Raw genomic sequence first — 8,406 nt, forward strand, 5'->3', positions numbered from 1 at the left:
TCTTGCGCTGCCGACACGAGATGCCGTTCGGCGCCCGCCTGGACGCGCGCGGCGTCACCTTCCGTCTCTGGGCCCCGGCGGCGACGCGCGCCGACGTGGCCCTGGCCCGCGGCAGCGCGCCGCCCGAGATCCATCCGGCCGAGGCCGATGCCGACGGCTGGTGGGAATGCCATGTGCCGCACGCCACCGCCGGCACGCTCTACCGCTGGCGCATCGACGGCGGCCAGCTGGTGCCCGATCCGGCCTCGCGCCAGAACCCCGAAGGACCGCACGGCCCGAGCTGCGTGGTGGACCCGAAGCAGTTCGAATGGGACGGCGGCTGGACCGGCCGGCCCTGGAACGAGACGGTGCTCTACGAGCTGCACGTCGGCAGCTTCACGCCGGAAGGAACGTTCGCCGCGGCCGCCGAGCGCCTGCGGCACCTGGCCGACACCGGCATCACGGCGGTGGAACTGATGCCGGTCGCCAACTTCGGCGGCCGCTTCGGCTGGGGCTACGACGGCGTGCTGCCCTTCGCCCCGCACGACGCCTACGGCACGCCCAACGAACTGAAGCACTTCGTGCAGCAGGCGCACCGGCTCGGGCTGATGGTGTTCCTGGACGTGGTCTACAACCACTTCGGGCCGGACGGCAACTACCTCTCGCTCTATGCACCGGGTTTCTTCTCGAAGACCAAGACCAGCCCCTGGGGCGCGGCGATCAACTTCGACGGCCCCGACAGCGGCCCGGTGCGCGAGTTCTTCATCCACAACGCGCTCTACTGGGTGCAGGAGTTCCGCATCGACGGCCTGCGCCTGGATGCCGTCCACGCCATTCACGACGAGGGCAGCGAGGTGCACGTGCTGGAGGAGCTCTCCGAGCGGGTGCGCCGGGCCACGCAGGGCCGCCACGTGCACCTGGTGCTGGAGAACGAGGACAACGGCCACGCGCTGCTGGCGCCGGCGCCGCAGCCGGGCCGCTACGACGGCCAGTGGAACGACGACTTCCACCACGTGCTGCACGTGGCGCTGACCGGCGAGACGCAGCGCTACTACCACGACTACGGCGATGCGCCCATGGACCTGCTGGAGCGCTGCCTCACGCACGGCATGCTCTTCGAGGGCTCGAAGCGCAAGGAAGGCGGGGCGCGCCTGCAGGTGGAAAGCGTGCCGCCGCAGCCGCTGACCACGCTGGTCAACTTCGCGCACAACCACGACCAGGTGGGCAACCGCGCGCGCGGCGAGCGGCTCGGGCAGTTGATTCCGCCCGAGGCCTCGGCCCTGCCGACGCTGCTGGCGCTGCTCACGCCCGCGATCCCGATGCTGTTCTTCGGCGAGGAGTGGGGCGCGTCCGAACCCTTCCTCTATTTCGCCGACTGGGAGGGCGAGTTGCGCCGCGCGGTGCAGGAGGGACGCAAGCGCGAGTTCGGCCACGGCAACGCCGCCGACCTGCCCGATCCCTGCAGCAGCGCGACCTTCGACGCCAGCCGCCCCGATCCGGCACAGGCGCGCGCGCCGCGCGGACGCGAGCGGCTGGAACTGGTGCGCGCGGCGCTGGCGGCACGCCGCAAGTGCATCACGCCGCGCCAGCATCTCCTGCTCACCGGCCAGCATACGGCGCAGCGCATCGGCGAGCGCGGGCTCGCCGTGCAGTGGCGCTACAGCGATGGCCGCATGCTGGCGCTGGAACTGAACCTCGGGCCGGAGACGCTGCAGGTCGAGCCGCAGCACCTCGGCCCGGTGGAGGCGCAACTCGTGTTCGCCCATCGCTGCCCCGCCGACACGCCGCGCGGCACCTGGCCGGCCTGGTCGGCCCGCTGGACGCTGGGGGAGGAAATCACGATATGAGCTCCGTCGCGGAGGCGGAACCCACGTCCCTGGCCGAACGCGCGCGGCGTCTCGGCGTCGCCGACCGCTACCACGGCTTCTGGGGCAAGGAGGAAATCGTTCCGGAGGCCGTGCTGCAGCGCGCCGTCGACGCGATGACGGGAGACGGCCGCCCCGGCGCGACGCAGCACCTCGGACTGCCCTTCGTGCACGTGGCGCGCGAGGGCGAGCGCATCGAGCTGCGCTGGACCAGCCACGACAACACCGCCGCGCGCTGGCGGCTCGCGCCGGAGGACGGCGGCGCCGAGATCGCCGGCGGCGAGCTGCAGCGCAGCTTCCAGCAGGCGGCGATCGCGCTGCCCGCGAACCTCGCCCCCGGCTACTACCGCCTCGCACTCGATGGCGCGCCGGCGCAGGAGCATTGCCGCGTGGTCGTCGCGCCGCGCGCCTGCCACGTCGCGCCCGGGCTGCAGCAGGGCGAGCGCTGGTGGGGCTGCACGATCCAGCTCTATGCCTTGCGCTCCTCGCGCAACTGGGGCATCGGCGACTTCGGCGACCTGCGGCGGCTGTGCGACGCGGCGGCGCACCAGGGCGCCTCCTTCATCGGCCTGAGCCCGCTGCACGCCCTCTTCCCGCACAACCCCGCGGCGGCCAGCCCCTACAGCCCCTCCAGCCGCAAGGCGCTCAACCCGATCTACCTCGACGTGCAGGCGCTGGTGGACCTGAGCGGCTGCGACGAGGCGCTGCAGAAGGTGCAGTCCGAGGCCTTCCAGGAGCGGCTGCGCGCGCTGCGCGAACCGGAGCTGGTGGACTATCCCGGCGTAGCGGCGGCGAAGGAGGAGATCCTGCGCATCCTGTGGCGCCATTTCGAGCGCAACGAGCTGGACAAGGACCGCTCGCGCGGCGCGCACTTCCTCTCCTACATGCGCGAGCGCGACGAGACCATCGGCCGCCACGCCCTGTTCGAGGCGCTGCAGGCGCACCTGCACGCGCAGGATGCGAACGTCTGGGGCTGGCCGGCCTGGCCCGAGGCGTACCGCGATCCGCAGGGCAGCGCGGTGCGCGCGTTCGCGCAGGAACACGCGTCCGACGTGCGCTACCGCTTCTGGCTGCAGTGGCTGGCCGAAGTGCAGCTCGAGTCCTGCCAGCGCTACGCGCGCACCCGCTGCATGGGCATCGGCCTGTACTGCGACCTCGCCGTGGGCGTGAACGGCGGCGGCGCCGAGACCTGGGTCGAGCACCAGATGTTCGCGCTCGGCATGCACGCCGGCGCGCCGCCCGATCCGCTCGCGCCCGGGGGGCAGGACTGGGGCCTGCCGCCCTGGAGCCCGCAGCGCCTGCAGCAGGGCCGCTTGCAGCCCTTCATCGACACCCTGCGCGCCAACATGCGCCACTGCGGCGCGCTGCGGCTGGACCACGTGATGGCGCTGATGCGCCTGTTCTGGACCGGCCCGGATGGCGGCACCTACGTGGACTACCCGCTGGAGGACCTGATGGGCGTGCTGGCCCTGGAGAGCCGGCGCCACCAGTGCATGGTGATCGGCGAGGACCTGGGCAACGTGGCGCCGCGCATGCGCGAGCACATGCGCGAGGGCAACCTGCTGTCGTACAAGCCGCTGCTGTTCGAGCGCGAGGAGGACGGCGGCTTCCGCCGGCCCGCGCAGTGGCAGCCCAAGGCGCTGGCCGTGGTCAGCACGCACGACCTGCCGACGCTGCGCGGCTTCTGGCTGGGCGAGGACATCGAGCTGTCGGCGAAGCTGGGCCTGTACCCGCAGGAATCCGCCCACGAGCAGCAGGTGCTCGCGCGCGCGCAGGACCGCGCCCGCCTGCTGCTCGCCCTGCAGCACGAGGCGCTGCTGCCGCCCGGCAGCTCGGTGCAGCCGACCTCCATGCCGGATGCCTCGCAGGCCTTCGTCGATGCGGTGTACGGCTTCCTCGCCCGCACGCCCTGCTGGCTGGTGGGCGTGCAGCTGGAAGACGTGACGGGGCAACTGCTGCAGGTGAACGTGCCGGGCACCACCGAGGACCGCTTCCCCAACTGGCGGCGCAAGCTGGCCGTGAGCGTCGAGGCGCTGGGCAGCGATGCGCGCTGGGCCTCGCTGGCGGCGGTGCTGCGCGCCGAGCGCAGCGGCCCGCGCCCGCTGGAGGCGGCGCCGCTGCAGCTGCCCGCGCTGGAGACGGCCAGCATTCCGTGCGGCACCTACCGCGTGCAGTTCCACAAGGGCTGCACCTTCGAGGACATCACGCAGGCCATTCCCTACCTCAAGGCGCTGGGCGTGAGCCATCTCTACAGCTCGCCCTACCTGCGGGCACGCCCGGGCAGCACGCACGGCTACGACATCGTCGACCACGGCGAACTCAATCCCGAGGTCGGCGACGAGCGCGCCCATGCGCGCCTGTGCCAGGCGCTGCGGCGCAGCGGCATGGGCCAGGTGCTGGACATCGTGCCCAACCACATGGGCGTGCTGGAAGCCGACAACGCCTGGTGGCTGGACGTGCTGGAACACGGCCGCGCCTCGCCGCACGCCGACACCTTCGACATCGAATGGAAGCCGGCCCAGCCCGAGATGGCCGGCCGGGTGCTGCTGCCGGTGCTGGGCGACCACTTCGGCAAGGTGCTGGAGGCCGGCGAGATCCAGCTGCACTTCGAGCCGGAGCACGGCGAGTTCGGCCTGCGCTACTGGGCCCACCGCTTCCCGATCGACCCGCGCAGCTATCCCGCGATCTTCGCCGCCCTGCCCGCGCCGCCGGCGCGCGACGACAGCGAAGGCGACAGCCACGCCGTGGTGGCGGCGCTGCTCGATTCCTTCGGCCGCCTGCCCGAGCGCGACGATCCGGACCCGGAAACGCGGCGCACGCGGGTGCGCGACGCCGGCGTCTACAAGCGCCAGCTCGCGCGGCTCGCGTCGCGCCACGAATGGCTGGCCCGCTGGATCGAGGCCTGCGTGCAGCGCCTGAACGGCCAGGCCGGCGAGCCGGCCAGCTTCGACGCGCTGGAGCAGCTGATCGCGGCCCAGGCCTACCGGCTGGCCGACTGGCGGGTGGCGAGCGACGACGTCAACTACCGCCGCTTCTTCGACGTCAACACGCTGGCGGCGCTGCGCATGGAGCGGCCCGAGGTGTTCGATGCCACCCACCGCAAGGTGCTGCACTGGCTGCAGGACGGCCTGCTCTCCGGCCTGCGCATCGACCACCCGGACGGCCTGTCGGACCCGCAGGCCTATTTCGAGCAGCTGCAGGCCCGCTACGCCGCCCAGGCCGAAGTCGGCGGCCATCCGCCCCGCGCCCTGTACCTGGCGGTGGAGAAGATCCTGGCCGAACACGAGTCGCTGCCGGAGAGCTGGCCGGTGCACGGCGACACCGGCTACCGCTTCGGCGCGCTGGTCAACGGCCTGTTCGTCGACTCGCGCCACGAGAACGCGATCCTTGCGGCCTACCAGGCCTTCACCGGCCAGGAGACCGAGTTCGACGAAGTCCTGTACCAGTGCAAGAAGCTGATCATCGAGACCTCGCTGTACTCGGAACTGAACTGGCTCGCCCACACGCTGCATCGCCTGACGCGCGGCAACCGCCGGCGCTGCGACTTCACCCGCAACCGCCTGCGCTGGGCGATGGCGGAAGTCGCGGCCGCCTTCCCGGTCTATCGCACCTACCTGCGGGTGGACGAAGCGCCCAGCGAGATGGACCGGCGCCACCTGGACTGGGCCATCGCCGCCGCCCAGCGCCGCCTGGGCGCCTCGGAGGCGACGGTGCTGGAGCACCTGCGCGAGGTGCTGCTGGGCGAAGGCGAAGCGGTGAACCTGCCGCGCGACGAGCGCCAGCGCTTCCTGGCCCGCTGGCAGCAGTTCACCGCGCCGGTGACGGCCAAGGCGATGGAGGACACGGCCTTCTACCGCTACGTGCCGCTGCTGTCACTCAACGAGGTGGGCGGCGAGCCGCGCAGCTTCGGCGTCTCGATTTCCGCCTTCCACTTCGCCAACCAGAAGCGGCAGCGCGACCGGCCGCACTGTCTGCTGGGCACCTCCACGCACGACAGCAAGCGCGGCGAGGACCTGCGCGCGCGCATCAACGTGCTCTCGGAGATCCCGGCGCAATGGGAAGACTGCGTGCTGCGCCTGTCGAACTGGGCGCAGCTGTTCGTCACGCGCACGCCCAAGGGCAACTGGCCCTCCACCAACGACATCTGGCTGTTGTTCCAGACGCTCGCGGGTCTGTGGCCAGCGCAGCCGCCGGACGAAGCCGCACGCGAGGACCTGCGCCAGCGCGTGCAGGCGACCATGCAGAAGTCGGTGCGCGAGGCCAAGCTGCACACCACCTGGCTCTGCCCGGACCAAGGCTACGAGGCCGCGGTGGAACGCTACGTGGACGGCGTGCTGCGCGCCGGCGCCAATCCCTTCGCCGACGAACTGCAGAAGTTCACCCAGCGCATCGCGCCCTTCGGCTTCCGCAACAGCCTGGCGCAGCTGGCGCTCAAGTTCACCTGCCCCGGCGTGCCGGACGTGTACCAGGGCTGCGAGCAGTGGAACTTCAGCCTGGTCGATCCCGACAACCGCCGGCCGGTGGACTATCCGGCGCTGGCGAAATCGCTGGAAGGCATCGAGGCCCTGTACCGCGAAGGCTGGCCATCGGAGGCGCACTGGCAGGCGCTCCACGCCGGCGCCGCCGACGGCCGCATCAAGCAGCTCGTGACGTGGCGTCTGCTGGCGCTGCGGCGCGAACGCAGCAAGCTGTTCCGCCAGGGCAGCTACGTGCAGCTCGCGGTCGAAGGGCCGGTGGAGCAACATGCGCTGGCCTTCGCCCGCGTCTGCGACGGCCACGCGGTGCTGGTGCTGGTGGCGCGCCTGACCTGCACGCTCTGCCACGGCGACGACGCCGACTGGTCGCCGGCGCTCTGGCGAGGCACGCTGCTGCGGGTGGGCAGCGAAGGCGGCCTGCGGCGCTTCCGCCGCTGGCGCAACTGGCTCACGGGGGCGGAGTGCGCCCCGGCCGGCGAGGAGGAAGCCACCGTGCCCCTGCCGGAGCTGTTCGGCGGTGCGGGCGGGCTGCCGTTCGCGGTGCTGGTGGCCGATGCGGAGGAAGCGGCATGAAGATCCTGTTCGCCACGCCCGAGTGCGCGCCCTACGTCAAGACCGGCGGGCTCGGCGATGTCAGCGCCGCTCTGCCGGCGATGCTGGCGCAGCTGGGGCACGACGTGCACCTGCTGATGCCCGCCTACCGCGGCATGAAGGTGAGCGGCGAGATCGGCGACGGCGTGGACCTGCCGGCCTACAGCCACTGGCCGGCGGCGCAGCTGGTGCCGGTGAAGGTGGACACCGGCGTCACCCTGCTGCTGCTGACGTGCCCGGCGCTCTACCAGCGCCCGGGCGGTCCCTACGTCGATGCCAGTGGCCGCGACTATTTCGACAACGCGATGCGCTTCGGGCTCCTGGCCCGGGTGGCATCGCAGTTGGGGACCGTGCATTCGCCGCTGCGCGGCTGGCGCGCCGACGTCGTGCACGCCAACGACTGGCCCTGCGGCCTGGCGCCGCTGTACCTGGCGCAGACGCGCATGATCGCGCCGCACGAGCCGACGGCCGCCAGCATCCTCACGATCCACAACCTCGCGTTCCAGGGCGTGTTCCCCATGGGCGAAGCCGACGCGCTGGGCATCCCGCATCACTGGCGCGGCATCGAGGGGGTGGAGTTCTGGGGCGACCTGTCGATGCTGAAGGCCGGCATCCAGTTCGCCGACGCGATCACCACCGTGAGCCCGAGTTACGCGCGCGAGATCCAGACCGAGGAACACGGCGCCGGCTTCGACGGCATCCTGCGCGCGCGCGCCTCGCGCCTGCGCGGCATCCTCAACGGCATCGACCGCAGGCTGTGGGACCCGGCGCAGGACAAGCTGCTGCCGCAGCGCTTCACTCGCGAGGACCTGAAGGGCAAGGCGGAGTGCAAGTCCATCCTGCAGCAGCGCGTGCACCTTGCCGTGGACAAGTCCGCGCCGCTCTTCGCGGTGGTGAGCCGGCTCACGGCGCAGAAGGGCATCGACATCGTGCTCGATGCGCTGCCGGCGCTGGTGCGCGCGGGCGGGCAGTTGGTGGTGCTGGGCCAGGGGGTGCCGGAGTTGCAGGAGGCGCTGACCGCCGCCGCGCGCCAGCATCCGAAGCAGGTGGCGGTGACGCTCGGCTTCGACGAGGCGCTGGCGCACCTGATCGAGGCCGGCGCCGATGCCTTCCTGATGCCTTCGCGTTTCGAGCCCTGCGGCCTCAACCAGATGTACAGCCAGGCCTACGGCACGCCGCCGATCGTGGCGCCGGTGGGCGGCCTGCTCGACTCGGTGACCGACGCCACGGCGGACCCGCAGCGCGGCACCGGCTTCGTCATGCCGTCCTGCGACGCCGCCGGCCTGCAGGACGCGCTGGGACGCGCGCTGGCGGCGTGGAAGCAGCCGCAGCAATGGCGCCGCATCCAGTCCAATGGCATGGCACGCGAGTTCGGCTGGGAAGACAGCGCGCTGCAGTACCTGGATGTGTACCAGGCGGCGGGGGTGGTGGTGGATGGCGGAAAGGCGAGCGAGCTTGCAGCGCGATAAGGCGCATGCGACGATGCGGGCGGTTTT

General features: G+C 71.8%; 3 protein-coding genes. All 3 read left to right on the forward strand.

Annotated elements, in window-relative coordinates:
- The first annotated feature begins 2 nt into the window (after positions 1-2).
- The 3 genes from treZ to glgA are packed head-to-tail and all read left to right on the forward strand — an operon-like array spanning position 3 to position 8,379.
- On the forward strand, positions 3-1,826 hold the full coding sequence (gene treZ / locus VFM98_RS05060; RefSeq protein WP_325108808.1) for a malto-oligosyltrehalose trehalohydrolase: 1,824 nt from the start codon (positions 3-5) through the stop codon (positions 1,824-1,826).
- Positions 1,823-6,892 carry a malto-oligosyltrehalose synthase gene (locus tag VFM98_RS05065; RefSeq protein ID WP_325108809.1) on the forward strand — a complete coding sequence of 1,690 codons (5,070 nt, stop codon included), beginning with the start codon at positions 1,823-1,825 and terminating at the stop codon, positions 6,890-6,892. The genes treZ and VFM98_RS05065 overlap by 4 nt, the downstream gene beginning before the upstream one ends.
- Positions 6,889-8,379 (forward strand): glycogen synthase GlgA, encoded by a 1,491-nt coding sequence (glgA, locus tag VFM98_RS05070; RefSeq protein WP_325108810.1) that lies wholly within the window; start codon positions 6,889-6,891, stop codon positions 8,377-8,379. Before VFM98_RS05065 ends, glgA begins: the two co-directional genes overlap by 4 nt.
- Positions 8,380-8,406 lie beyond the last annotated feature (27 nt).

The organism is Ramlibacter sp., assembly GCF_035706265.1.
In the GTDB taxonomy this organism is placed as follows: domain Bacteria; phylum Pseudomonadota; class Gammaproteobacteria; order Burkholderiales; family Burkholderiaceae_C; genus Ramlibacter.